The 23215-nt window shown below is 71.8% G+C and carries 24 protein-coding genes; 11 read left to right on the top strand and 13 right to left on the bottom strand.

Going from position 1 to position 23215, the window contains the following annotated elements; genetic code table 11:
* Window positions 1-53: 53 nt before the first annotated feature.
* Window positions 54-632, top strand: coding sequence for a TetR family transcriptional regulator C-terminal domain-containing protein (locus AB0B66_RS39750; protein ID WP_360540117.1), 579 nt, complete (start codon window positions 54-56; stop codon window positions 630-632).
* 33 nt (window positions 633-665) lie between these two features.
* Here the strand turns inward: AB0B66_RS39750 and AB0B66_RS39755 are convergent, their stop codons facing one another.
* The 3 genes from AB0B66_RS39755 to AB0B66_RS39765 form a co-directional block, all read right to left on the bottom strand.
* Entirely contained in the window at window positions 666-1982 is a 1317-nt protein-coding gene (locus AB0B66_RS39755; RefSeq protein ID WP_360540159.1) for a hemolysin family protein, read from the bottom strand.
* A 137-nt stretch (window positions 1983-2119) separates the two neighbouring features.
* The gene (locus AB0B66_RS39760; protein ID WP_191839921.1) at window positions 2120-2377 is read right to left on the bottom strand and encodes a hypothetical protein; all 258 of its coding nucleotides are present in this window, start codon (window positions 2375-2377) and stop codon (window positions 2120-2122) included.
* 77 nt (window positions 2378-2454) lie between these two features.
* Complete coding sequence (locus AB0B66_RS39765) at window positions 2455-3105, bottom strand: HAD family hydrolase (RefSeq protein WP_360540119.1); 651 nt, start codon at window positions 3103-3105, stop codon at window positions 2455-2457.
* 126 nt (window positions 3106-3231) lie between these two features.
* On the opposite strand from AB0B66_RS39765, the gene AB0B66_RS39770 reads away from it, so the two are divergent.
* The gene (locus AB0B66_RS39770) at window positions 3232-3651 is read left to right on the top strand and encodes an FBP domain-containing protein (protein WP_360540121.1); all 420 of its coding nucleotides are present in this window, start codon (window positions 3232-3234) and stop codon (window positions 3649-3651) included.
* 128 nt (window positions 3652-3779) lie between these two features.
* Here AB0B66_RS39770 and AB0B66_RS39775 read toward each other — a convergent pair whose 3' ends face one another.
* Window positions 3780-4781 (bottom strand): D-alanine--D-alanine ligase family protein, encoded by a 1002-nt coding sequence (locus tag AB0B66_RS39775; protein ID WP_360540123.1) that lies wholly within the window; start codon window positions 4779-4781, stop codon window positions 3780-3782.
* The gene (gene alr / locus AB0B66_RS39780) at window positions 4778-5959 is read right to left on the bottom strand and encodes an alanine racemase (RefSeq protein WP_360540125.1); all 1182 of its coding nucleotides are present in this window, start codon (window positions 5957-5959) and stop codon (window positions 4778-4780) included. Before alr ends, AB0B66_RS39775 begins: the two co-directional genes overlap by 4 nt.
* A 110-nt stretch (window positions 5960-6069) precedes the next feature.
* On the opposite strand from alr, the gene AB0B66_RS39785 reads away from it, so the two are divergent.
* Both AB0B66_RS39785 and AB0B66_RS39790 read left to right on the top strand, forming a co-directional pair.
* Complete coding sequence (locus AB0B66_RS39785) at window positions 6070-6726, top strand: response regulator transcription factor (protein WP_360540127.1); 657 nt, start codon at window positions 6070-6072, stop codon at window positions 6724-6726.
* On the top strand, window positions 6726-7934 hold the full coding sequence (locus AB0B66_RS39790; RefSeq protein WP_360540129.1) for an ATP-binding protein: 1209 nt from the start codon (window positions 6726-6728) through the stop codon (window positions 7932-7934). The genes AB0B66_RS39785 and AB0B66_RS39790 overlap by 1 nt, the downstream gene beginning before the upstream one ends.
* Before the next feature lie 10 nt (window positions 7935-7944).
* Here the strand turns inward: AB0B66_RS39790 and AB0B66_RS39795 are convergent, their stop codons facing one another.
* The 3 genes from AB0B66_RS39795 to AB0B66_RS39805 form a co-directional block, all read right to left on the bottom strand.
* Entirely contained in the window at window positions 7945-8592 is a 648-nt protein-coding gene (locus tag AB0B66_RS39795) for a hypothetical protein (protein WP_360540131.1), read from the bottom strand.
* 47 nt (window positions 8593-8639) lie between these two features.
* Complete coding sequence (locus AB0B66_RS39800; protein WP_360540133.1) at window positions 8640-9044, bottom strand: hypothetical protein; 405 nt, start codon at window positions 9042-9044, stop codon at window positions 8640-8642.
* Between the two features lie 225 nt (window positions 9045-9269).
* On the bottom strand, window positions 9270-9998 hold the full coding sequence (locus tag AB0B66_RS39805; RefSeq protein ID WP_360540135.1) for a glucose 1-dehydrogenase: 729 nt from the start codon (window positions 9996-9998) through the stop codon (window positions 9270-9272).
* Between the two features lie 186 nt (window positions 9999-10184).
* On the opposite strand from AB0B66_RS39805, the gene AB0B66_RS39810 reads away from it, so the two are divergent.
* Window positions 10185-10883 carry a hypothetical protein gene (locus tag AB0B66_RS39810; RefSeq protein WP_360540137.1) on the top strand — a complete coding sequence of 233 codons (699 nt, stop codon included), beginning with the start codon at window positions 10185-10187 and terminating at the stop codon, window positions 10881-10883.
* Window positions 10884-11051: 168 nt separating this feature from the next.
* On the opposite strand, the gene AB0B66_RS39815 is transcribed toward AB0B66_RS39810, so the two are convergent.
* From AB0B66_RS39815 to AB0B66_RS39825, 3 genes are all read right to left on the bottom strand, one after another.
* The gene (locus AB0B66_RS39815; protein ID WP_360540139.1) at window positions 11052-12398 is read right to left on the bottom strand and encodes a PHB depolymerase family esterase; all 1347 of its coding nucleotides are present in this window, start codon (window positions 12396-12398) and stop codon (window positions 11052-11054) included.
* 319 nt (window positions 12399-12717) lie between these two features.
* Entirely contained in the window at window positions 12718-13770 is a 1053-nt protein-coding gene (gene cydB / locus AB0B66_RS39820; protein ID WP_360540141.1) for a cytochrome d ubiquinol oxidase subunit II, read from the bottom strand.
* Window positions 13771-13779: 9 nt separating this feature from the next.
* Complete coding sequence (locus AB0B66_RS39825) at window positions 13780-15198, bottom strand: cytochrome ubiquinol oxidase subunit I (protein WP_360540143.1); 1419 nt, start codon at window positions 15196-15198, stop codon at window positions 13780-13782.
* 135 nt (window positions 15199-15333) lie between these two features.
* Here AB0B66_RS39825 and AB0B66_RS39830 point away from each other — a divergent pair, with 135 nt between their 5' ends.
* Window positions 15334-16104 (top strand): lysophospholipid acyltransferase family protein, encoded by a 771-nt coding sequence (locus tag AB0B66_RS39830; RefSeq protein WP_360540145.1) that lies wholly within the window; start codon window positions 15334-15336, stop codon window positions 16102-16104.
* A gap of 6 nt (window positions 16105-16110) precedes the next feature.
* Here the strand turns inward: AB0B66_RS39830 and AB0B66_RS39835 are convergent, their stop codons facing one another.
* Window positions 16111-16329 carry a hypothetical protein gene (locus AB0B66_RS39835; protein ID WP_230686784.1) on the bottom strand — a complete coding sequence of 73 codons (219 nt, stop codon included), beginning with the start codon at window positions 16327-16329 and terminating at the stop codon, window positions 16111-16113.
* Window positions 16330-16479: 150 nt separating this feature from the next.
* Here AB0B66_RS39835 and AB0B66_RS39840 point away from each other — a divergent pair, with 150 nt between their 5' ends.
* The 3 genes from AB0B66_RS39840 to AB0B66_RS39850 all read left to right on the top strand — a co-directional run bounded on the left by AB0B66_RS39840 (window position 16480) and on the right by AB0B66_RS39850 (window position 19431).
* On the top strand, window positions 16480-17262 hold the full coding sequence (locus AB0B66_RS39840; RefSeq protein WP_360540147.1) for a glycerophosphodiester phosphodiesterase: 783 nt from the start codon (window positions 16480-16482) through the stop codon (window positions 17260-17262).
* A gap of 64 nt (window positions 17263-17326) precedes the next feature.
* Window positions 17327-18685 (top strand): MFS transporter, encoded by a 1359-nt coding sequence (locus tag AB0B66_RS39845; RefSeq protein ID WP_360540149.1) that lies wholly within the window; start codon window positions 17327-17329, stop codon window positions 18683-18685.
* 95 nt (window positions 18686-18780) lie between these two features.
* The gene (locus AB0B66_RS39850) at window positions 18781-19431 is read left to right on the top strand and encodes a thymidine kinase (protein WP_360540161.1); all 651 of its coding nucleotides are present in this window, start codon (window positions 18781-18783) and stop codon (window positions 19429-19431) included.
* A 16-nt stretch (window positions 19432-19447) separates the two neighbouring features.
* Here the strand turns inward: AB0B66_RS39850 and AB0B66_RS39855 are convergent, their stop codons facing one another.
* Window positions 19448-20284 carry a hypothetical protein gene (locus AB0B66_RS39855; protein WP_360540151.1) on the bottom strand — a complete coding sequence of 279 codons (837 nt, stop codon included), beginning with the start codon at window positions 20282-20284 and terminating at the stop codon, window positions 19448-19450.
* 301 nt (window positions 20285-20585) lie between these two features.
* Here AB0B66_RS39855 and AB0B66_RS39860 point away from each other — a divergent pair, with 301 nt between their 5' ends.
* Both AB0B66_RS39860 and AB0B66_RS39865 read left to right on the top strand, forming a co-directional pair.
* Window positions 20586-21431 carry a hemerythrin domain-containing protein gene (locus AB0B66_RS39860; RefSeq protein ID WP_360540153.1) on the top strand — a complete coding sequence of 282 codons (846 nt, stop codon included), beginning with the start codon at window positions 20586-20588 and terminating at the stop codon, window positions 21429-21431.
* A gap of 242 nt (window positions 21432-21673) precedes the next feature.
* Window positions 21674-23176: a ricin-type beta-trefoil lectin domain protein gene (locus AB0B66_RS39865; protein ID WP_360540155.1), complete on the top strand. Its 1503-nt coding sequence runs from the start codon at window positions 21674-21676 to the stop codon at window positions 23174-23176.
* Window positions 23177-23215: the final 39 nt, after the last annotated feature.

The raw sequence follows: 23215 nt of genomic DNA on the forward strand, positions 1-23215 counted from the left end.
GGGCTTGACGATAGCGAGACGACCGGTCATATTCGGGACGGAGGTGCTGGGTGATGGGCAGGAAGAGCATGCGCGAGGAGATCGTGGCGGCCGGGCTCGACCAGTTCCACAGCCGCGGCTACCACGCCGCGGCGGTCAAGGACATCACCGACGCCGCCGGGGTGCCCAAGGGTTCGTTCTACAACCACTTCGGCAGCAAGGAAGACCTCGCCGTGGTGGTGCTCGAACGCTACGGCGAAAGCCGTCGCCTGCAGGACCTCGCCGACACCGGCGTCGCGCCGCTCGACCGGCTCCGGGCGCATTTCACGTTCCTGCGCGACGACGTCGTCCGGCACGGGTACGGGCGCGGCTGCCTCTACGGCAACTTCGGCGTTGAGATCGCCGACCACATCGACGCCGTCCGCGAGGCCGTCGGCGGCAGTCTCGACGCGTGGACGGCGCTGGTCGCGGCGGCCCTGACCGAGGCCGCGCGCACCGGCGCGGTCCGCGCCGGACTCGACCCCGCCACTACCGCCGGCTTCCTAGTCGACGCCTGGGAGGGCACGCTGATCAGGGCGCGCACCGACCGCTCGCCGGCGGCCTTCGACACCTTCTTCACGACCGTGTTCGACACCCTGCTCGCGCCCGCGTAGTCCGAGACGCCGCCGCGCAGGGCCGGTCCGGGGTCACCCCGTGCGCGGCTTCGGCGGGCAGAGCGCGTCGCCTGCGGGGCCGCCGCAGGGGCGCAGCCGGATCTCGGTGATGGCGTGCCGGTCCACCGACGTGACCTGTGCCGTCCACCCGTCGAGGTGCACGATCTCGCCGGTCCGGGTCGGCACGTGCCCGAGCATCGCGATGACCAGCCCCGCGATGGTGATGTAGTCGCCGCCGGGCCGCTCGTCCAGGTTGACCCCGATATCGGGCAGGTCGTGGATCGGGAACGTGCCGGGCAGCAGCATGTCCCCGTCGTCGCCCTGCTGGACCGCCATCACGTCCCGGTCGGTCTCGTCGTAGATCTCGCCGACGACCTCCTCCAGCAGGTCCTCCAGGGTCACGATGCCGTCGACGGCTCCGTGCTCGTCGACGACCAGCGCGAACTGCTGGTGTTCGAGCTTGAACCTGCGCAGCGCGTCGGCCGCGTGCAGGGAGTCGGGCAGCAGCAGCGCGGGGCGGGCTAGGTCGGCCAGGCCCGCGACGTCGTCGGCGAGCAGGTCCCGCAGGTGCACGATGCCGAGCGTGTCGTCGAGGTTGCGCCGCCGTACGACCGGAGCGCGGGAGAAACCCGAGCCGGCAAGCTCCTTGCGGGCCACCTCGACGGGCATGTCGGCGTCGAGAGTGAACACGTTGCGGCGCGGGATCAGCACCTCGCGCAGGACCCGCTCGGTGATCTCCACCGCCCCGGCGATGATCAGCCGCTGCTCGGCGGTGAAGCCGCGGTGCACGCTGACCATGTCGCGCACCTCCGCGGGGGTGATCTCGTCGCCGCGGTGCCGGTGCGGGTCGCCGCCCATGAGGCGTACGCCCAGGTCTGTTGCTTTGCTCAGCACCCAGACGAACGGCCGGGAGATGGTCGCAAGCACGGTCAGCGGGCGGCCCGCCACGCGTGCCCACCGCTCGGCGTGCTGCATGGCGACGCGTTTGGGCGCGAGTTCGCCGAAGACCAGGGTGAGGAACGTCAGCACCAGGGTCACGGCGACGACGGCGACCGGCCGGGCGGCGGCCCCGAGGAAACCCAGGGCGGGTTGCAGCACCTCGGCCAAGGCGATGGCGGCGGTCGCCGAGGCCAGGAAGCCGGCCAGGGTGATGCCGATCTGAATGGTGGCAAGGAACCGGTTCGGATCCCGGGCCAGCGCCGCGGCGGCCGCGGCGCCGCCACCCTGCTGCTCCATCCGGCGCAGCTGGCCCTCACGCAGGGAGACCAGCGCCATCTCGCTGCCGGCGAACAGCGCGTTCAACACGATCAGTACGGCTACCAGAACCAGTTGTATCCAGTGGTCGCCCACCATCGATCACCTGGGGCCCGCCTGGAGTGACAGCCGGTACGCGCAGGCCGGGCGTCGGCCCGGCCTGGTATCACAGCCTTCCATTCGGTCAACGGTAGCAGCAGGTCACGGCCCTGGGGCCGGGTCTGCCGGACCGGTCAGCGGCCGCCGCGGGGCTGGTTGCCCTTCTTCAGGCGCATCACACCGGACTGGCCGACCGACATCTGCGTACGGGTCGCCTTCTCCCGCGCCGCCATGGCGCGCTGGCGCGACTGCTCCTGCGCGTGCTCCGACGCCCAGGCCGCGTGCTCGCCGGGCGCGTGGTCGTGCTCGGCGTGCGGCGTTCCGGGCTGGTCCTGCTCGACACGCGGCTTGTCCTGGCGCGGGTGCCGACGGGACTGGTTGTTCTTGGGCATCGCTCCTCCTCGACGGATCACCTCCACGCTAAGGAGCGCGGACGGCGGGCGCAGGCGGTTGGCGAATCAGCACCCGATCAGGCGGGTCGCAGCAGTTCGGGCAGGGTTTCCAGGCCGTCGACGATGGTTGCGTGCCGGGCCGCCTCGGGCTTCTCCGAGCCGAGGTAGCCCCACGGGCCGCGGCGCACCAGGACCGGTTTCATGCCCGCGCGGGTGGAGGGCAGCACGTCGTTGTCGACCCGGTCGCCGACGTAGCAGATCGCCGCCGGGGCCAGGTCGGCGACTTCGGCGACCTTGGCGAAGAAGCTCGGGTGGGGCTTCTCGATGCCCCACTCGGCCGACGTGTAGATCGCGTCGACGGGCAGGTCCATCCGCTCCAGGGCGGCCTTGGCCTGCGGCGGCTGATTGCCGGCGATGATCACGGTGAGGCCGCGGCGGCGCAGTTCGGCGAAGGCCGGGCGCACGTCGGGATAGAGGTCGGCCTCGTCGAAGTTCTCGCGCAGCCCGTCGGGGTCGTCGGCGGCCCAGGCGGCCATCTCGGCGTCGACGTCGAGGCCGGGGCGCAGCAGCGCGAAAGCGTCGCCGTGCGGGCGGTCCATCGCGGCCATGCCGCCGAGCAGCCCGAGCATGGCGAAGCGGGGCACGCCGAGGCGGTCGGCCCAGCGGCTCCAGATGCGGGTCTCGTCGATCAGCGTCTCGCCCACATCGAACACCACTGCCTTGATCATCTGCCCAGGATATCGGGCGCGGGGGCGGATACCCCGCACGGGTGCGGCCTGGGTGCCGCCGGTCACCGGCGGAAAACGGGTGGCTCGCGCCGACGGGCCGCGCGTACCGTGCGCCGGGTGGAACCGATGACAGAACCGCAGATCAGACGGGCCATGGCGAACTGCTCGCGGGGCGACGCGTCGGCGATGACCCTGCCGAAGGACTTCGCGGAGCTCGACTGGGCGGGGCGGACCTTCCTCGGCTGGCGGGACGGCAAGCTGGAGCAGCGCGGTTACCTGCTGGGCTGGCGCGACGGCAGGCCGGTGGGGCTGCTGCTGCGCGCCGCGGACTCGGTGATGTCACGGCGGCGGGCCGCGATGTGCCTGCTGTGCCAGGCGGTACGCCCGTCCGACGAGGTGACCCTGTTCACCGCTCGCCGCAAGGGCGACGCGGGACGCCGGGGCGACACCGTCGGCACCTACATGTGCGCCGACCTGGCGTGCGTGCCCGGTGACCAGGTCGAGGCGCGGGTCGATGCCTTCCTCGCCGAGGTGCTGCACTCCTGAGCGTGGTGCGCCGGCCCGGGGAAGCCGTGCCGCCTAAGCCGCCAGGTTCGGGCGGCCGGCGTTCCCCGGGCCGGCGCGAGGTGTCCGCGGAGCCCGGCACTACCCCAGTGGCCGGGCTCCGCGGCGTCTCAGCGCCGCCCGGCCAGGGCGGTCAGGGAGCGGGCCGCCGTCGCGGCCGCCGTGTTCACCAGGGTGTCCAGCAGATCCGGGTAGGAGATCCCGGCGGCCTGCCAGATCCGCGGGTACTGCGACGCGGAGGTGAACCCCGGGAACGTGTTGACCTCGTTGAGGACCGGTTCGCCGCCTCCCTCGGGCAGGAAGAAGTCCACCCGCAGCAGCCCCCGGCACTCCAGCGCGGCGAAGGCCTGCAGCGCCCGGCACTGCAGCAGCGCGATGACCCACGGGTCGAGCCGGGCCGGGATGTCGAACACCACCTCACCGGCGGTGTACTTGGCGTCGTAGTCGAAGAAGCCGTGCCCGTCGGCGACCCGGATCTCCAGCGGCGGCCCGGCCTGCAGCGTGCCGTCCGGGTGTTCGAGCACCGCCACGTCCACCTCGCGCCCGGCGACGCCGGCCTCGACGAGCACCTTGCCGTCGCACGCGCGGGCCGCGGCCAGCGCCGCGGGCAGCTGCGCCCAGTCGTCGACGCGGGTGACCCCGATGCTCGACCCCGCCCGGGCGGGCTTGACGAAGACGGGCAGGCCCAGGCGCTCGCGGTCGGCCGGCGACACGTCGTCCTGGCCGGGCCGCAGCACCACGCCGTCGGCCACCCGCAGCCCGTCGGCGGCGAGGATCTTCTTGGTGAACTCCTTGTCCATACCGGTGGCGCTGGCCAGCACACCGCTGCCGACGTACGGCACGCCGACCATCTCCAGCAGCGACTGCACCGTGCCGTCCTCGCCGTAGGGGCCGTGCAGCGCGGGGAAGACCACGTCGACGCGGCCCAGCGTGCGCAGCGCGTCGCCCATGCTCACGGGGATGCCGTCGACATGCCAGGCCCCGTCGCGGCCGATGACCACCTCGGTGATGTCGTACCGGCTCCGGTCCAGGTGGGCGAGGATGCTCCGCGCGCTCTTGCACGACACGTCGTGCTCCCCGCTCCGCCCGCCATAGATCACGCCAAGCCTCATCGAACGCTTCCTTCCGTGGTGCGGTGAGGAAGGGCACCTTCTACACGGACGTGCGATGTGAAGGTGCCCTTCCTTCGGTGGTGGCGGGGCACGCGGGTGCCGATGCCGGTGAGGATTTCGTGGGGGTTGGTTTGGGCCCACTCGGCCCAGTCGGTGGCGGTGGGTTCGCCGGTGTCGCCGGGGCCGAGCACGGTGACCGGGTCGCCGATGCGGACGTCCAGGTCGCCGGCGTCGACGATGCACTGGTCCATGGCGACGCGGCCGATGATCGGCAGTCGCCGCCCCCCGAGCAGGACCTGTGCCCGGCCGTCGACGCCGCGCGGGATGCCGTCGGCGAAGCCGAGCGGGATCAGCGCGAGCGTGGTGGGCCGGTCGGTGACGTGGGTGTGCTGGTAGGAGACCCCGGTGCCGGTGGGCACCCGCTTGGTCATGATCACTTCGGTACGCAGGGTGAGCGCCGGGCGCAGTCCGAAGGCGCGGCCGGGCACGGGCTCGACCCCGTACACCGCGATGCCGGCGCGGACCAGGTCGAAGTGGGTGTGCGGGGCGGTGAACGCGGCCGCCGAGTTCGCCAGGTGCAGCAGTTCGGGCTCCAGCCCGGCGTCGCGGGCGTACGCCACCGCCTCGGTGAACGCGGCCGTCTGCGCGGTCACGCCGTCCGGCGAGGAGTCGGCGGTGGCCAGGTGCGACCACACGCCGCGCACGGCGAGCACGCCCTCCCGCTCGTACTTGCGCGCCCAGGCGACCAGCTCCGGCCAGCCCGCGGCGGTCGCGCCGTGCCGTGACATCCCCGTGTCGATCTTGAGGTGGATCCGGGCCGGGCGGCCGGTGGCGCGGGCCGCGGCGGCGACCGCGTCGAGCAGCTCCGAGGCGGCCACGGACACGTCGACGTCGGCGGCGGCCAGCGCGGCGAAGTCGGTGCGCGGGCTGTGCAGCCAGCTCAGCACCGGCGCGGTGAGCCCTGCGCCGCGCAGCTCGAGGGCCTCGGCGGCGCTGGTGACCCCGAGCCAGGTGGCGCCGCCGGCCAGCGCGGCCCGCGCCACCGGCACCGCGCCGTGGCCGAATCCGTCCGCCTTCACCACGGCCATCACCGCGGCGGTCGTGGCCCCGGCGATCCGTCCGACGTTGGCCTCGATCGCCGCGAGGTCGACGACCGCCTCAGCCAGCTCTCCAGTCACGGTGGGTAGCCAACAGCAGGGGGTGTGAGGGTGCCGAGAGGGATTTCACTAACACTGCGCTAACACCGGCCGTGCATACTTGGCGGTCGGTTCGTCGAGGAGGTGGCGGGGTGCGGGTCCTGGTCGTGGAGGACGAGGAGCTGATGGCCGAGGCCGTCGCCGAGGGGCTGCGGCAGGAGGCCATCGCCGTCGACGTCGCCTACGACGGGGCGGCGGCGCTGGAGAAGCTCTCGGTCAACGCGTACGACGTGATGATCCTGGACCGGGACCTGCCGCGCGTGCACGGCGACGAGGTGTGCCGCCAGGTCGTGGCGCAGGGCCTGGACGTGCGGGTGCTGATGCTCACCGTGTCGGTGACGGTCGCCGAGCGGGTCGCCGGACTGAGCCTCGGCGCCGACGACTACCTGCCCAAGCCGTTCGCGTTCGCCGAGCTGGTGGCCCGGGTGCGGGCGCTGGGCCGCCGGGCCCGCCCGGCCGCGCCGCCGGTGCTGGAGCGGGCCGGCATCCGGCTCGACCCGCACCACCGCGAGACCTACCGGGACGGCCGTTACGTGAGCCTGTCCCGCCGGGAGTTCGCGGTGCTCGAGGAGCTGCTGCGGGCCGAGGGCGCGGTGGTGTCGGCCGAGACGCTGCTGGAGAAGGTCTGGGACGAGAACATGGACCCGTTCACCACCATCGTCCGGGTCACCATCAGCGGCCTGCGCCGTAAGCTCGGCGAGCCGCAGCCGATCGAGACGGTCACCGCCGTCGGCTACCGGATCCGCTGATGGGCGAGTGGCGGGGCAATCTGCGGGTACGCCTGACCGTCGTGTTCAGCCTCGTGTTCGCCCTGGCGGGCGGCTCGGTGCTGGCGGGCGTGCTGATCCTGGTCGACAACGCCATGGAGTACAGCATGGGCATCCTGCTGGCCGACAAGTATCGCGACGGCGCTCCGTTCGACTACACCAGCGCCGGGACGATCAACCCCGGCTCCATCGAGGCCTCCAAGCAGACGATCATGGACTCGATGCAGGCCAACCTGCTGTTCAAAGGCGGCCTGACGCTGCTGGCGATGTGGGTGCTGGCCACCGCCGCGGGCTGGTTCGTGGCCGGGCGGCTGCTGCGCCCGCTCAGCATGATCACCGCGACCGCGCACCGCATCGCCGGGCGCACCCTGCACAAGCGCATCGACCTGGACGCCCCGCCCGGCGAGGTGAAGAGCCTCGCCGACTCCTTCGACAGCATGCTCGACCGGCTCGACGAGGCCTTCGCGGGCCAGGGCCGGTTCATCGCCAACGCCGCGCACGAGCTGAAGACCCCGATCGCGCTGAACCGCACCCTGGTCGAAGTGGCGATGAGCCGCCCGGACAGCCCGCCGCAGGTGCACCAGCTCGGCCAGAACCTGCTCGCCGTCAACCAGCGCCACGAGCGGCTAATCGACGCCCTGCTGACGCTCGCCCGCGCCGAGGACGCGGTGACCGAGCGCCGCCTGGTCGACATCGCGGAGCTGGCCGGCATCGCCGCCGACACGACCGAGGCCCTGGCCGGGCGGCTGTCCGTGCAGATCGGCCGCGACCTGGCCCCGGCGCCGGTGACCGGCGACCCGATCCTGCTGGAGCAGCTGATCCGCAACCTGATCGACAACGCGACGCGCTACAACATCGAGGGCGGCTGGGTGCGGGTGCAGACCATCGCCCGGCCCCGCCACGCCGAGATCGTGGTGAGCAACACCGGCGCGGTCATCTCGGCGTACGAGGTGCCGACGCTGTTCGAGCCGTTCCGGCGGCTCACCGACCGGGTCGGCTCCTCGCGCGGCAGCGGCCTCGGGCTGTCGATCGTGCGCGCGGTCGCGCAGGCCCACCGGGGCGACGCGGTCGCCGTGCCCCGCCCCGGCGGCGGCCTGGTGGTACGGGTGATCCTGCCCCGCTCCGCGCACCCGCTCGCCGAGCCGGTGATCGTGGCTGCGGGGCTGCCCGTCCCCCACGATCACCCCTGACCGGCCGCCCTCAGCGCAGCACGGGCCGGCCTGACAGCACTGCGCCGTGGATCTCGTCCACGTCGACGCGGCCCTTCTCCAGGAACTCCGGGCGCAGCGCCGCGGCGACCTCCTCGGCGGGGGAGTCGGCGGGGCGCAGCGGGTTGTCGGCGTCGCCGAGGAAGCGGGTTCCCGGCTCCGGGTCGACGTAGATCGCGCCGCGGCCGCGATCGTCCAGCCAGACCGGGCAGGTCAGCCGGTCCTTCACGACAAGGTGGCCGGCGTCGGTCAGCGAGGTCGCCAGCAGGCCGCCGACGTGCAGCGAGCCGCCGACGAACAGGCAGCTGTCCCACAGGCAGACCAGGTCGTGCACGGTGACGGTGCCGGTGACGTAGAGCGACGTGTAGACGTCGAGGTTGCGGAAGCCGACCGGGCCGTGCACCGTGAGGTCGCCGTCGACGACGTACACGGTGTCGTCGTCCTCGCCGGGCAGGTTGCCCAGGGCCAGCGGCCCGTCGACCACGAGGTTGCCGGAGTGGACGTGGAAGTGCTCCGGCTCCTCGCCGAACAGGTCCTCCAGGTGGACGCTGTCGTAGCTGGCCTCGCCCAGGTCGTAGCGCCGCGCCGCCTGGGCCAGGGGCATTGGTTCCCAGGAGCCGGGCATGCCGTCGAAGAACATGAGGGGACGGTAGCCGCCCCCTCATGTTCTTGTGCTCGCGGTCCGGGTCAGACCAGGCCGAGGCCCAGGGTCAGCGTGCCCGCCACCAGCGATGCCCCGCCCAGGGGCACGAGCCAGATGAGCTTGTTCGGCTTGGTGTCGGTCGGGCGCACCACGGACAGGAAGAAGCCCAGCGACATCACGATCGGCGGGGCCACCAGCAGGGCGCGGACCAGGGTCTGCGTGCCCGGGCTGTAGCCGGTCTGGTCGAGGTAGGGCAGGGCGACCAGCGCGAAGATCACCAGCACGCCGGCGTGGGCGTGCCCGGCGGTCCACAGCGCTCGCCGGACCGGGTTGTCGAGGTAGCCGGGGATCCGCTTGACGATGCTCATCAGCAGCGACAGCCCGCCGAAGACGATGGTCGAGACCGTGATGAGCAGGATGCCCGCGGTGAGCAGGGTGGCGTGGGACATGAGGGCCTCGCTGGGGGTGGCCGATAATGGATAGCATCACTATCTAGCATGTGCCTGATGTCGTCAACCGCCTTTGCCACGTTTCCCTTGCCCGCATTGCCGGTGCGGGCGCGGGCCGCACCATGACCGTTCGACTTTCCAGGCGCCCGTGCGTATCTTGAAGACGCCATTCGCCCAGGTGCCTGGCAAGTCGGTGGATCATGAGCCGCGCCGCGCCGGGGCGGGTCAGCGGCCGCCGGAGACCTTGAGGGTCGCGCCGGTGATGTACGAGGCCTCGTCGCTCAGTAGCCAGGCGATCGCGTTCGCGACCTCCTCGGGCTGCCCGGAGCGGCCGAGCGGGGCGGCCGGTCCGAGCCGGTCCGCGCGGCCGGGCTCGCCGCTGCCGGCGTGGAATCCGGTGTGGATCACGCCGGGGGAGACCGTGTTCACCCTGATCCCGGCCGGGCCGAGTTCCTTGGACAGGCCGACGGTCAGCGTCTCCACCGCGGCCTTCGAGGCGGCGTAGTGCACGTACTCGCCGGGGCTGCCCAGCGTCGCGGCGACCGAGGAGACGTTGACGATCGCGCCGCCGGGGCCCATCCGGCGGGCCGCCTCCTGCGCGCAGAGGATCGCGCCGATGACGTTGACCTCGACCACGCGGCGCAGGTCGGCTTCGGACAGCTCGGTGAACGGCCCGATGGCGCTGCTCACCGCGGCGTTGTTGACCAGGCCGGTGGGCGTGCCCAGCTCGGCCTGCGTACGGTCGAACAGCTCGCGCACCTGCGCGCCGTCGGACACGTCGACGCGCACCGCGATCGCGCGCCGTCCGGCCGCGGCCACCTTCGCCACGACCTCGGCCGCCGCGTCGGCGTCCCCGCGGTAGCCGACCACGACGTCATGTCCCGCCGCGGCGAGCTTCACGCAGGTCGCAGCGCCGATGCCGCGGCTGCCGCCGGTCACGATGATGATCCCCATCGGTCCATTAGAACAACCGTCACGCGACCGTGACACTGTCACCGCCGACACACCCGGTGCGCGGAACGGGCCGGTGCTGCGAAGATGTCCCCACTTTCCGCATGGTGTCAGTTCCGCTGTTGTCGGTGGGCTCTGATAGAACATGCGTATCAAACATGTGTTCGGCGAGGGTGTGGGAGCGCGGTTATGGCGGGACTGTCGACTCAGGAGTTGACGCAGATCCAGGAGACGCTTGCGTCGGGCAAGCGGCCCCGGGTCATGTTCACCGAGGCGGCCGGCCAGATCGCGGGCCAGCTGGGGCAGGTCGTGCAGCTCGACGACCCCGATACCCACGATGAGTGGATCATGGTGAAGTTCGGCAGCGACGTGCTGCCCTTCGCTCCCGGCGATCTCAGCATCCCGCCCAAGGGCGCCACGGGTCGCAAGCCCGCGCCCGAGCCGGTGCCGGAGCCCGTCGCCCCGCCCGAGCCCGAGTTCATGATCATCCGTGAGAAGCCCGTCCGTCAGGAGCGACCAGTGTCCGTGAATCCCGAGGTGTCCGAACCGGAGACCCCCGCCGTGGCGCCCGCCCCGCGCAAGCCCGCCGCCGGCAAGGGCCCCAAGGTCAAGCCGCCGGCCGGGCTGACCGTGACGCTGGCCTACACCGAGGGCGAGTGGACGGTCGGCGCGGTCCAGGGCACCAAGGCGCTCGCCAAGCCCTACATCATCAAGGCGCAGGAGGCGCTGAAGATGGTGTCGATGCTCGACGTGCCCGGTGTGCAGGAGGCCGTGGAGCACATCCTGGCCGCCGAGCGGGCCGAGGCCGAGGCGCACGCGCTGAAGCTGCGCGCCGAGCTGGCCGAGCTGGAGGCCAAGTTAGCCGAACTGGGCGCGGCAGGCGCCTGAGTTCTTCGCGAAGCGGGGTGGCCGTGACGGCCACCCCGCTTCTTCGTGCGTGCCGGTGGGTGCGACAGCCGGGGCGTGATCAGTGCCGGGCTCGCCCGGCGGAGGTGCCGCAAAGCGGCTTGCTCCTCCTGGGGCAGGAGCGTCCCGAGCTGAATGCGCCTGGCACGGTCACAGTGCCGTGCACGACACCGTGGTGCCGGCCGGGGCGCCGTTGGCCTGGAAGCCGAACTCGGTGTACGCCCCCGCCGCCAGCTTGCCGTTGTAGCTGAGGTTGCCCACCTGGACCGTGCCAGTCGTGCCGGTGAACTGGCCGTTCCAGCCGTTGACGAGGCTCGCCCCGGACGGCAGCGCCAGCGCGACCCGCCAGCCGTTGACGCCGCCACTGCCCGCGGTCACCCGCACCGCGGCCACGAATCCGCCGGTCCACGCGTTGCTCACGGTGAACACGGCGGTGCAGCCGCCGGGTGCCGGAGGCGAACCGCTCGGCGACGGTGAGGTGCTCGGCGAAGGCGACGCGCTGGGCGACGGCGGTCGGGACGGCGAAGGCGACACCGACGGTGAGGCGCTCGGCGGGGCGGACGGGCTCGCCGACGGGCTGGCCGTGGTGTTCAGGCCGAAGAAGGCGACCGCCGCGCCGTACTGCACCGGCAGGTTGTGCGGGGTGTTGGCCATGCTGATCGCCTCGACCAGCACCTGCCCGGAGCCGTTGGCGTAGCGGGTGCGGGTCCAGCCCGACTGCGGGGTGTCGGTCGAGGTCGGCGTCAGGCTGACGCCGTGCACGTTGGTCCACTGCTCGATCGCCTCGCCGAAGTTGACGTACGACAGGACCTCGTCGTTGACGCCGTGCCACAGCTGCATCCGCGGCCGCGCGCCGGTGTAGCCGGGGTACGCGTTGCGGACCAGGTCGCCCCACTGCTGCGGGGTCTTCACGACCTGTCCCTGGGCGCAGGCGCTGTTCCAGCTCTCGGTGCCGGCGAAGCAGCCGAACGGCACCCCCGCGAAGGCCGAGCCCGCCCGGTACACGTCCGGGTACGCGCCGAGCAGGACGTTGGTCATCATGCCGCCGGAGGAGACACCGGTGACGTAGGTGCGGGCCGGATCGGCGTTGAAGTTCTGCTGCACGTACCTGGTCATCGAGACGATGCTCAGCGAGTCGCCGCCGCCGTCGTGGGTGAGCGTGGCGGTCGAGGCGACGTCGAAGCACCCGTCGCTGCGGGTCACCGACGGGTAGACCACGATGAAGCCGTACTGGTCGGCGAGCCGGGCGTAGTCGGAGCCGTTGTACATCGCGGGGCCGTCGCCGTGGCACCAGTGCACCGCGACCAGCAGGCCGGGCCGGGGCGCGACGGTGTTCGGGACGTACAGGAACATGCGCAGGCCGCCGGGGTTCGCGCCGAAGCCGGTGACCTCGGTCAGCGTCGCGGCGGCGGCGGGGGAGGCCACGGTGAGGACCACCGCGGCGATGAGGGGGACGACGGCGAGCCACAGGGCGTGCAGGGCTCTGCGTGGGGTCATGGAGCTTGCTCCTTGCCGAGGAGATGCACGGTCACCGGCCGGTCCGGCCGTGACGTGCGGGGGTCGCTGCCGCCACGCGGGCTCGGCCCGGTGTGCCCTCGGCAGTCGGATGTCGCCGCCACCCGGGTGGACGGTCGCTGCTCCCGATCCGCGAGTGTAGTGGCGGCGATGAATGCCCCGGCAGCGCGTGCCGCCCCCCCCGTCGGCGAGCGGCACCCCCACCGCGCCGAGCGGTCCGTTAGGAAGGGCACCTTCACATCGCTTCGCGATGTAGAAGGTGCCCTTCCTAACGCTGCGCGCCTGTGAGCAGGGCTTGTGTTCAGGCGGCGCGGCCCGGGACCGGGGCCGCCTCTTCGGGGATGTGGCTGGTGCCGATGCGCTTGCGGAACACCCAGTACGTCCAGCCCTGGTAGAGCAGCACGAGCGGGGTGAACACCACCGCGACCCAGGTCATGATCTTCAGGGTGTACGGCGTGGACGACGCGTTGTCCACGGTCAGGCTGTTGGTCAGCGGGTCGACCGTCGACGGCAGCACGAACGGGTACAGGTCGGCGAACAGCGACGCCACGGCCAGCGCGATCGCCGCGGCGGTGCCCGCGAACGCCCAGCCCTCGCGGCGGCCCGCGGGGTCGGTGCGCGACGGCATCCGGTTCGCGACCAGGCCGCCGACCAGGCACAGCGCGGCGAGCACGGCCAGCACCACGGCCGCCGGGGTGGCCCGCCGCAGCAGGGTCACGCCGAGGAACAGCGCCGCGGCGATCACCGCGAACACGCCCAGGCGCTCGGCGAGCAGGTTGGCCCGGTGCCGGATGTCGCCGACCGTCTTCAGCGCGACGAAGACCGCGCCGTGGGTCAGGAACAGCGCGAGCGTGGTCAGACCGCCGAGGATGGCGTACAGGTTGAGCAGCGTGAACAGGTTGCCGGTGAAGTCGTGCTCGGCGTTGAGCGGCACGCCGCGCACGATGTTGGCGAACGCGACGCCCCACAGGAACGCCGGCACCGCCGAGCCGAACACGATGCACCAGTCCCAGCGCCGCTTCCACGAGGCGGCGGGGCGCTTGCCGCGATACTCGAACGCCACCCCGCGCAGGATCAGCGCCAGCAGGATCAGCAGCAGCGGCAGGTAGAAACCCGAGAACAGGGAGGCGTACCACTCGGGGAACGCGGCGAACATCGCCCCGCCCGCGGTGATCAGCCAGACCTCGTTGCCGTCCCAGACCGGCCCGATCGTGTTGATCATCACGCGGCGTTCGCGCTCGTCGCGGCCGAGCACGGGCAGCAGCATGCCGACGCCGAAGTCGAAGCCCTCCAGCACGAAGTAGCCGATGAACAGCAGCGCGATCAGCATGAACCAGACGGTCGACAGCTCCACGGCGTCCTCCTAGTACGCGAACGCCAGTGGCCGGTCCTCGTCGGACTCGGCCGGGGGCGGCGGGGTGACGTCGGGCAGCCCGGCGCGGGCGTAGTACAGCAGCAGGCCCACCTCGACGACGGCGAGCACGCCGTAGAGCAGCGTGTACACGATCAGCGAGGTGATCACGTCGCCGGACGAGGCGGCAGGCGAGGCCGCGACCGCGGTCTTCATCTGGCCGAACACGATCCAGGGCTGGCGGCCCATCTCGGTGAAGATCCAGCCGAAGGAGTTGGCGGCCAGCGGCATCAGCGGCAGCGCGATCATGCCCCACATCAGGAACCGGGTGCCGCGCCGCTCGGGGGCGGGCGAGCGGCCCTTGCGGATCGCCCACAGCGCCCACAGCGCAAACAGCGCCGCCAGCACCCCGAAGCCGATCATGAGGCGGAACGACCAGTAGGTGACCGGGATGTTGGGCGCGTAGTCGCCCGGCCCGAACCGCGCCGTGTACTCGGCCTGCAGGTCGTTGACGCCCTGGACCCGGCCGTCGAAGGTGCCGGTGGCCAGGAAAGACAGCAGCCGCGGCACGTCCAGTGACCAGACCGGCCGGCTGCCGTCCAGCGTGCCGATGGTGAACAGGGAGAACGGCGCGGGCTGCTCGGTGTTGTAGAGGGCCTCGGCGGCGGCCATCTTCATCGGCTGCACCTCGGTCATGATCTTGCCCTGGACGTCGCCGGTGATGAACAGCAGCGCCATCGCCACCAGCGTGGTCCACGAGCCGAGTTTCACCGCGCTGCGGAACGCGGCCGTGTCCCGCCCCGGACGGCGGACCAGGTGCCACATGGCCACGGCGGCGACCAGCGCCCCTGCGGTCAGGAACGCACCCGCGATCGTGTGCGGGATCGTGATCAGGGCGACCTTGTTGGTCAGCACCGCGCCGAAGTCGGTCAGCTCCGCCCGCCCGCGCTCGGGGTTGATCCTGAACCCGACCGGGTTCTGCATCCACGAGTTCGCCGCCAGGATGAATGCGGCGCTGAGCACCGTGCCGACCGCGACGATCCAGATGCAGGCCAGGTGGATCTTCTTGGGCAGCCGCTCCCATCCGAAGATCCACAGCCCGAGGAACGTCGACTCCAGGAAGAACGCCAGCAGCGCCTCCATCGCCAGGGGCGCGCCGAAGATGTCGCCGACGAAGCGGGAGTACACGCTCCAGTTCATGCCGAACTGGAACTCCTGCACGATGCCCGTCACCACGCCCATCGCGAAATTGATCAGCAGCAGCTTGCCGTAGAACTTCGTCAGCTTCAGCCACTTCTCGTCCCCGGTCCGCGACCAGGCCGTCTGCAGCCCCGCGACGAGGAACGACAGGCCGATCGTGATCGGGACGAAGAGGAAGTGGTACACGGTGGTGATGCCGAACTGCCAGCGAGCCAGGTCCGTCGCGTCCATGGCGTGGAATCCCCGTTCCGAAATCATCCCTTCCGCTGACGATAAGCACAGGTGGCGGACCGGGAAGCCGACTTTGCGGACCCTGCGTCGAACAACTCCCCGGGCCGTGGACGGCGCATGGCAGGATCGTGGACCGTGAGCCCCTCGACCGACTGGTCCCCGCCCCCGCTGCTGCGCTTCGCGATGCTGCTCGCCGAGGGCGCGGTGCGGCTGCTGACCCGCATGGAGGTCACCGGGGACATCCCCGCGGCACTGCGCGGCCGCCCGCTGATCCTCGCGGCCAACCACATCAGCCCGTTCGACCCGGTCGCGGTCGCGGCGGCGTTCCGCAGGCTGGGCGTACACCCGCGGATCATGGCGAACGCGGGGCTGTTCCGCACTCCGGTGATCGGGCCGCTGATGCGCTGGCAGGGTCACATCCAGGTGGACCGGGGTGAGCCGACCGCCGGCAACGCCGTCACCGACAGCGTGACCGCGCTCAACGGCGGCGCGCCGCTGATGATCTACCCGGAGGGCCGGATCGGCCTGGACCCCGGCATGTGGCCCGAGCGCGGCCGCACCGGCGTCGGCCGCCTGGTACTGGCCACCGGCGCACCGGTCGTGCCGATCGCGATCTGGGGCAGCCACGAGGTCATCCCGTACGCCGCGCCGACCGGCATGTGGCCGATGGTCTGGCGGTCGCTGCGGCACCGGCCGCGGGTGCGGGTGCACGTCGGCCCGCCGGTCGACCTGTCCGGCATCGACGAGGCCCGGCCGGGCGCCGCGCAGCGCATCGCCGACCGCATCATCGACGCGATCGCGGCCGAGCTGGTCCCGCTGCGCGCCGACGAACCCGACGCGCCCCGCTTCACCGACCCGTCCCGCCCCACCGAGACCCGCCGCGCGAGGCCGCGCACCGCGCGCTGAGCAGCGTCAACCCCGGCGTGAGCGGTAGGCGGCCACCAGTTCGCGGGTGGTGGCCAGGCCCAGCTCCTGGCGTAGGTCGGCGATGCGGCGGTTGGCCGTGCGCAGCGACAGGTATTCCGCGGCGGCGGCCGCGGCTATCGTCGCGCCGTCAGCCAGCCGGTCCAGCAGCGCACGCTGGACCGGGGACAGCTGTCGCAGCCAGTCCACTGGGTCGTCGTCGGCCACCTGAGCACCCCTTCAAGACACGAACGTCCCTGGAAAGATCGATTTGTTTCGACGCGGTGGTGCGGACATTCTCACCGATGTCGCCCGTTGTTGGCGAGCGGTCAGTACGCGGGCCATCCATCCGCACCCGGCAGTGGCAAGCTTTCCCAGATGGAGACGCCGCAGGGTCACCCCCATCCGTATCTCGCCGCGCCGCCGCTCGCCTTCGCCCATCGGGGTGGCGCGGCGGAGGGCGACGAGAACACCGCCGACGCGTTCGACCGGGCGGTGAAAGCCGGCTACCGGTACGTGGAGACCGACGTGCACGCCACCCGCGACGGGGTCGCGGTGGTGCTGCACGACGCGAACCTGCGCCGCGTCGCCGGTGAGCCGCAGGCGGTCGCCTCGATGACCTGGCAAGACCTGCAGACGGTACGCGTCGCCGGGGCGGCCGCCGTGCCGCGGCTCGACGAGGTCCTCGACGCCTGGCCGGAGATCCGGTTCAACATCGACATCAAGGCCGACGCGGCGGTGGAGCCGACCGTCGCCGCGGTGCACGACCGGGCCACCCCCGAGCAGGTGCTGCTGGCCTCCTTCTCCGACGCCCGGTTGCAGCGGACCCGGGCGCTGGCCGGTCCGGCGTACGCCACCTCGCTGGCGCAGCGGGAGACGGCCCGGCTCTGGCTGTCCTCGCGGCTGGGCCGGCGCATCGCGCTGCCGCCCTCGGTCGTGGCTGCTCAGGTGCCGATCCGCTTCGGTGCGGTGCGCCTGGTGGACCGGCGGTTCGTGAACCACGCGCACGCGCTGGGGCTCCAGGTCCACGTGTGGACGGTCGACGATCCTGCCGTGATGGAGGGGTTACTTGATCTCGGTGTGGATGGCATCATGACCGATCGCATCGACGTGTTACGGGAAGTTTTCACGCACCGGGGCCTCTGGAAGGACCTTGCATGAGGGAGCGCAGCGAACGAATCAGCGGGCTTAGCCATGCTGCCGACGAGCAAAGCGAGGAGAAGGCATGACCGCTGATGTCAGCGCACCCCCCGCTCCTGCTGAGGGCTACGGCGAGAGCACCAAACGTGAACGGGTTGGCTGGTACTTCTACGACTGGGCCAACTCCGCGTTCTCCACCACGGTGGTCACCGCCTTCCTCGGCCCCTACCTGACCGCCATCGCCGAGAACGGGGCCGACGCCGCGGGTGACGTGCACCTGCTCGGCATGTCGTTCAAGGCGGGCTCGCTGTTCGCGTACACCACCTCTTTGTCGGTGGTGTTGCAGGTGCTGCTGCTGCCGGTGGTCGGCGCGATCGCCGACCGGGCGGCGCGCAAGAAGATCTGGCTCGCGATCTTCGCGTACATCGGCGCCGGCGCGACCTGCGGCCTGGTGTTCCTCACCGGTGACCGCTACCAGCTCGGCGCGGGGCTGTTCCTGGTGGCGAACCTGGCCTTCGGCGCGAGCATCGTGGTCTACAACTCGTTCCTGCCGCAGATCGCCGACGAGAACGAGCGCGACGGGGTGTCCAGCCGCGGTTGGGCCTTCGGCTACCTCGGCGGCGGCCTGCTGCTGCTGCTCAACGTGATCGTGGTGCTGATCGGCGGCGAGGAGAACCAGGGCGAGATCGCCCGCTGGTCGCTGGTGTCGGCGGGCGTGTGGTGGGCGGCGTTCACCACGCTGCCGCTGCTGTGGCTGCGCGACCGGCCGTCCCCGGCGGGCACCGCGCGCGGCTCGGTGCTGATCGACGGCTTCAAGCAGCTCGGGCACACGCTCAAGGAGATGCGGGCGTTCCCGCTGACGCTGTTCTTCCTCGGCGCGTTCCTCATCTACAACGACGGCATCCAGACCGTCATCGCGATGGCGGGCACGTACGGCTCCAAGCAGCTCGGCTTCGACAACACCGTGCTCATGCCGACGATCCTGATGGTGCAGTTCCTGGCGTTCGCGGGCGCGATGCTGCTCGGCAGGCTGGCCAAGCGCTACGGCGCGTGGAAGACGGTGCTCGGCAGCCTGGTCGGCTGGACGGCGATCCTCATCGCCGCGTTCTTCCTGCCATACGGCCAGGCGGTCCCGTTCGTGATCCTCGGCGGCGCGATCGGCATCGTGCTCGGCGGCAGCCAGGCGCTGAGCCGCTCACTGTTCAGCCAGCTCATCCCGCGCGGCAAGGAGGGCGAGTACTTCGGCCTCTACGAGATCTCCGACAAGGGCACCAGCTGGCTCGGGCCGCTGCTGTTCGGCCTCGCGTACGACCTGACCGGCTCGTACCGGATCGCGATCATCTCGCTGATCGTGTTCTTCGTCGCCGGGTTCATCATGCTGCTGATGGTGCCGATGGCGCGGGCCATCGCCGCGGTCGGCAACACGCCCCCCGAGAAGCTCTGACACGCCCGGGGCCGGCGAATCGCCGGGACGGATTCCCGATTACGGTGGGGCAGCCACTAGGCTGCCCCACCGTGACCGCTGCTGACGAACCCACCATCGCCCCGGCGCACTGCCAGTCCGCGGGGGACGGCCGACTGCGCCACGGCGCGGCCCTGAAGTTCTTCTGGGGCCCGATGGACTGCGGCAAGTCGACCCTGGCCCTGCAGATGGATCACAACCACGGCCGCCAGGGCCGCCGCGGCCTGGTGCTGACCCGTAACGACCGGTCCATGGGCCCGCAGGTCACCACGCGGATCGGGCTGGCCCACGCGGCCGTCGAGGTCACCGACGACCTGGACCTCATCGCGCTGGTGCGCAAGGAGTGGGGCGACGGGGCCCGCATCGACTACCTGATCTGCGACGAGGCGTGCTTCTACACCGTCGAGCAGATCGAGCAGCTGGCCGACCTGGTCGACTCCTACGACGTCGACGTGTACGCCTTCGGGCTCGCGTCGGACTTCCGGTCATACCTGTTCCCGGCGGCGCAGCGGCTGTTCGAGCTGGCCGACGAGGTGAACCGGCTGCAGGTCGAGGTGCTGTGCTGGTGCGGCCGGGAGGGCCTGCTCAACGCCCGCATCGTCGACGGCTCGGTGGCCCGCGAGGGCGAGCAGGTCGTCATCGGCGACACGGCCGCGGCCGACCAGGCCGAGGTTCGGTATCAGGTGCTCTGCCGCCGCCACTACCGCTCCGGCGACCTGGGCGGCTGACCGCGGGCTGACTCGGCTAGCCGTGCTCGGGCAGCGCCGCCGGGAGCTGCTCGTCGGCGTCCCGGAGGGCGATCACGAGGACACCGGCCGCGACCGCGGCGACGGCCGAGAACGCGACCAGCGCGGGCAGAAGGTAGGAGACCTCGCCGTACTTGGCGGCGCTGGCGGCGGTCCCGCCGGTGAGGGCGAGCGCGCTCACGCCTACGGCGAGCGCGGCGGCCGCGGCGGCGGGCCGGTGCAGCCGGACGCACGCCGCGACGGCGAGGGCCCAGGGCAGCGAGTACAGCAGGACATGCGTCGCGATCTTCATCGTCAGGAAGTCCCGCTCGACGATGCCGAGCACCGGCAGGACGGCGACGGCGACCGTCGCGGCGAGCAGCAGCCCGCGCCGCCGGGGACCGTCCAGGGCGGCGGGCCGCCACACTCCGCTGCGTCGTACGACGGCCAGGCATGCGAGCGTCGCGACGGCCGCGCTCGCGGCCATGACCAGGGCGAGGGTGCGGACCTGGCCGAGGTTGGCCTCGGGGATGCCGTTCATGCCGATCATCGGCCGCCAGTGCCGGGCCGCCCACACCCCGATGGCGCACAGCTGCGCCGCGGTGATCGCGCCCGCCATTCCCGCCGCCCCGACGAATCGCGGCTGCCGCCCGGTTGCCAGTAGCAGCGCGCAGAGCCCCAGCAGGCCCACCAGGATCTTGTGGTGGGCCGTGTACAGCGTGCCGGTGTTGCCTGCCCACAGGCCGCGCCCCGGCACCGCCATGACGGCCGCGGCCGCCCCGGCCGCCGCGAGCACGATCACCGCCATGGCGATGCGGAACGCGGGCGAGCCTTCGTGCCGGACACTATCGATCATGGCGACCTCCGTCGATGGATGCGCCCATCTTCGCGGATCGCGAGGACTCCGGCAGCCCCGCCCACCCGCGCGGCACGGGTGCGGTGCGGTGCCGCACCACACCAAGGTCGTCCGACTTGCCAGGCACCTGTGCGTATCTTGAGGAGCCATTCGCCCGGTTGCCTGGCAAGTCGGGCGATCATGGGCGGTGCGGCCGCGGCGGCGGGGGTTCCCGCATGGTGGGTATGCCGCCGTTTCGGCCCGCGGTGTCCCTGAGGTCGGTCACTATGGTGACGAAACGGACTTTGTGAGGTGACGCGGGATGTCCGAGCGCGAGCCGGCGGACGACGAGACGCCCGGCGACGCCCAGCAGGAGCGGCCCGGCCGCGCCGAGCGCGACGTGTACCGGATGAAGGTGCAGGAGCTGCGCGCCCTGCTGCGCGAGGCGGGCGTGCCCGGGACCTCGCACATGCACAAGGACGAGCTGGTCCGCGAGCTGGTCAAGACCATGCACTCCGACCAGCGCGCCCGCCCCATGGCGAAGGTCGCCACGGGCAAGAAGAGCGTGGTGCCGCCCGACGACGGCGCGCCCGGCTCGAAGGTGCCGAAGGCGCAGCGCCCGGCCAAGCGGGTGCCCCCGGCGGCCGAGCCGATGCCGCCCGACGAGCACGGCGACGTGATCGACATCCTGCTGGTGCAGCATCAGCAGCTCGGCGACCTGTTCGACGAGCTGGAGGGAGCGCGCGGCGCGCGCCGCCGGGACCTGTTCGCCGAGCTGGTACGCCTGCTCGCGGTGCACGAGAGCATCGAGCAGCTGCTGGTCCACCCGCTGGCGCGGGCGCGGCTGGCCGACGGCGACGCCGTCGTGGACGCCCGGGTCGAGGAGGAGGACCAGGCCGAGCAGGACCTGACGGAGCTGTACGAGCTGGGCCTGGAGCACGACGACTTCGCCGACAAGCTGGCCAACCTGCGCGACGCCGTGATCGAGCACGGTGAGCTGGAGGAGGAGGAAGAGTTCGACGCGCTGCGCGAGCAGGTTCCCGCCGAGGAGCTGAGCCGGCTGGCGGCGATCGCGATGGCCGTCACCGACGCCGTCACCTCCGCCGACGACGCCGCCGCGCCGGACGAGATCTTCGCCCTCGCCCGCGAGTCCTTCCCCGAACCCTGACCCGCCGCCCGCCGCCGCGCGGCCGCCCGCTTGATCGCCCGACTTGCCGGGCACCTGTGCGTATCTTGACCGCGCTTTCGCCCGTGTGCCTGGCAAGTCGGGCGATCTCTGCGCGCGGGGTGGCGCGTGCGGCACGCAGAGTAATTCATCGACATCTATTGACTTCGGAAGGGTCCACAGTAAAGTCTGTTTCTTGAGAGCGCTCTCACGCCCTGAACCGTCCCACCCCCGAAGGACTCGACGTGAGACTCACTGCGCTGACCAGCGCGGCGGTGCTCGCCGTGGCGCTGATCGCCCCCGCACCCGCCTCCGCCGCCCCCACCACCGACCCCGCTCCCGGCATGGAGCAGGCACTGCAACGCGACCTGGGCCTGACCGCCGCCCAGGCCCGGATCCGCCAGGCGCACGAAGCCGGCGCGCCCGTCGTCGAGCGCGCCGTGCGCGCCCGGCTCGGCAGCCGGTTCGCCGGCGCGTGGTACTCGCCCGAGGACGGCCGGCTCAAGGTCGGCGTGCTTGACGAGGCCGCCGCCGAGCAGGCCCGCGCCGCGGGCGCGCTGCCCGTACGCGTGGCACGCACCGAACGGCAGCTCGACACCGCGAAGGCGGCATTGGACCGCAAGGCCGGTGCGGCCGGCTCCGAAGTGCACGGCTGGTACGTCGATGTTGCCGCCAACACCGTGACCGTCAGCGCGACGAGTGAGGCCGCCGCGCGCCGCTTCGTCGCCGCGAGCGGTCTACCGGCCGCCGACGTGCGGATCGTCACCGGCCGGGCACCGCGCCCGCTGTACGACATCCGCGGCGGCGACCAGTACGTCATCAACGGCAACACGCTGTGCTCGATCGGCTTCTCGGTCAACAACGGCGGCTTCGTCACCGCGGGTCACTGCGGCGGCGCGGGCAGCCCCACGCTCGGCTACAACAACGTCAGCCAGGGCACCTTCGCCGGGTCGTCGTTCCCGAACAACGACTACGCCTGGGTGCGCACCAACGCCAACTGGACCCCGCGGCCCTGGGTCAACAACTACGCAGGCGGCAACGTCGCCGTCGCCGGGTCGCAGGAGGCCGCGATCGGCGCGTCGATCTGCCGCTCGGGCCGCACCACCGGCTGGCGCTGCGGCGTCATCCAGGCCAAGAACGTGACCGTCAACTACTCCGGTGGCCGGACCGTGTACGGCCTCACCCAGACCACGGCCTGCGCCGAGGGCGGCGACTCCGGCGGCGCGTGGATGAGCGGCAACCAGGCCCAGGGCGTCACTTCCGGTGGCTCGGGCAACTGCTCCACCGGTGGCACCACCTTCTACCAGCCCGTCAACGAGATCCTCGGCGCGTACGGGCTCACCCTCACCACCACCGGGGGCGGCGGTTCGACCAGCCGCATCATCGGTTGGCAGGACAAGTGCATCGACGTGCCGAACTCGAATTTCGTCGACGGCCAGCGCCTGCAGCTGTGGGACTGCAACGGCACCAACGCGCAGAACTGGACCTTCCCCGGTGACGGCACCATCCGCACCGTCAACGGCCTGTGCATGGACGTCGCCTGGGGTTCGACCGCGGCCGGCGCGGCGATCCAGATCGTCGGGTGCAGTGGCAACCCCGCCCAGCAGTTCGTGCTCACCGGCGCGGGTGACCTGGTGAACCCGCAGGCCAACAAGTGCGTGGACGTCACCGCCTGGGGCGGCACCGGCACCCCGCTGCAGACCTGGGACTGCACCGGCGGCGCCAACCAGAAGTGGCGTCGCGGCTGACCGACGCCACCGGCCCGCGCGCGGCACGACGGCCGCGCG

It is taken from the genome of Catellatospora sp. NPDC049111, from assembly GCF_040648615.1.
GTDB lineage: Bacteria > Actinomycetota > Actinomycetes > Mycobacteriales > Micromonosporaceae > Catellatospora > Catellatospora aurea.

Bases quoted from the DNA above. Each gene is read 5' to 3' on its own strand.
- AB0B66_RS39860 (WP_360540153.1), top strand. From the start codon at position 20,586: ATGTCCGAGCGCGAGCCGGCGGACGACGAGACGCCCGGCGACGCCCAG.
- AB0B66_RS39810 (WP_360540137.1), top strand. From the start codon at position 10,185: ATGGCGGGACTGTCGACTCAGGAGTTGACGCAGATCCAGGAGACGCTT.
- AB0B66_RS39750 (WP_360540117.1), top strand. From the start codon at position 54: ATGGGCAGGAAGAGCATGCGCGAGGAGATCGTGGCGGCCGGGCTCGAC.
- AB0B66_RS39840 (WP_360540147.1), top strand. From the start codon at position 16,480: ATGGAGACGCCGCAGGGTCACCCCCATCCGTATCTCGCCGCGCCGCCG.
- AB0B66_RS39790 (WP_360540129.1), top strand. From the start codon at position 6,726: ATGGGCGAGTGGCGGGGCAATCTGCGGGTACGCCTGACCGTCGTGTTC.
- AB0B66_RS39770 (WP_360540121.1), top strand. From the start codon at position 3,232: ATGACAGAACCGCAGATCAGACGGGCCATGGCGAACTGCTCGCGGGGC.
- AB0B66_RS39825 (WP_360540143.1), bottom strand. From the start codon at position 15,198: ATGGACGCGACGGACCTGGCTCGCTGGCAGTTCGGCATCACCACCGTG.
- AB0B66_RS39775 (WP_360540123.1), bottom strand. From the start codon at position 4,781: ATGAGGCTTGGCGTGATCTATGGCGGGCGGAGCGGGGAGCACGACGTG.
- AB0B66_RS39845 (WP_360540149.1), top strand. From the start codon at position 17,327: ATGACCGCTGATGTCAGCGCACCCCCCGCTCCTGCTGAGGGCTACGGC.
- AB0B66_RS39765 (WP_360540119.1), bottom strand. From the start codon at position 3,105: ATGATCAAGGCAGTGGTGTTCGATGTGGGCGAGACGCTGATCGACGAG.
- AB0B66_RS39815 (WP_360540139.1), bottom strand. From the start codon at position 12,398: ATGACCCCACGCAGAGCCCTGCACGCCCTGTGGCTCGCCGTCGTCCCC.
- AB0B66_RS39805 (WP_360540135.1), bottom strand. From the start codon at position 9,998: ATGGGGATCATCATCGTGACCGGCGGCAGCCGCGGCATCGGCGCTGCG.
- AB0B66_RS39795 (WP_360540131.1), bottom strand. From the start codon at position 8,592: ATGTTCTTCGACGGCATGCCCGGCTCCTGGGAACCAATGCCCCTGGCC.
- AB0B66_RS39800 (WP_360540133.1), bottom strand. From the start codon at position 9,044: ATGTCCCACGCCACCCTGCTCACCGCGGGCATCCTGCTCATCACGGTC.
- AB0B66_RS39760 (WP_191839921.1), bottom strand. From the start codon at position 2,377: ATGCCCAAGAACAACCAGTCCCGTCGGCACCCGCGCCAGGACAAGCCG.
- AB0B66_RS39855 (WP_360540151.1), bottom strand. From the start codon at position 20,284: ATGATCGATAGTGTCCGGCACGAAGGCTCGCCCGCGTTCCGCATCGCC.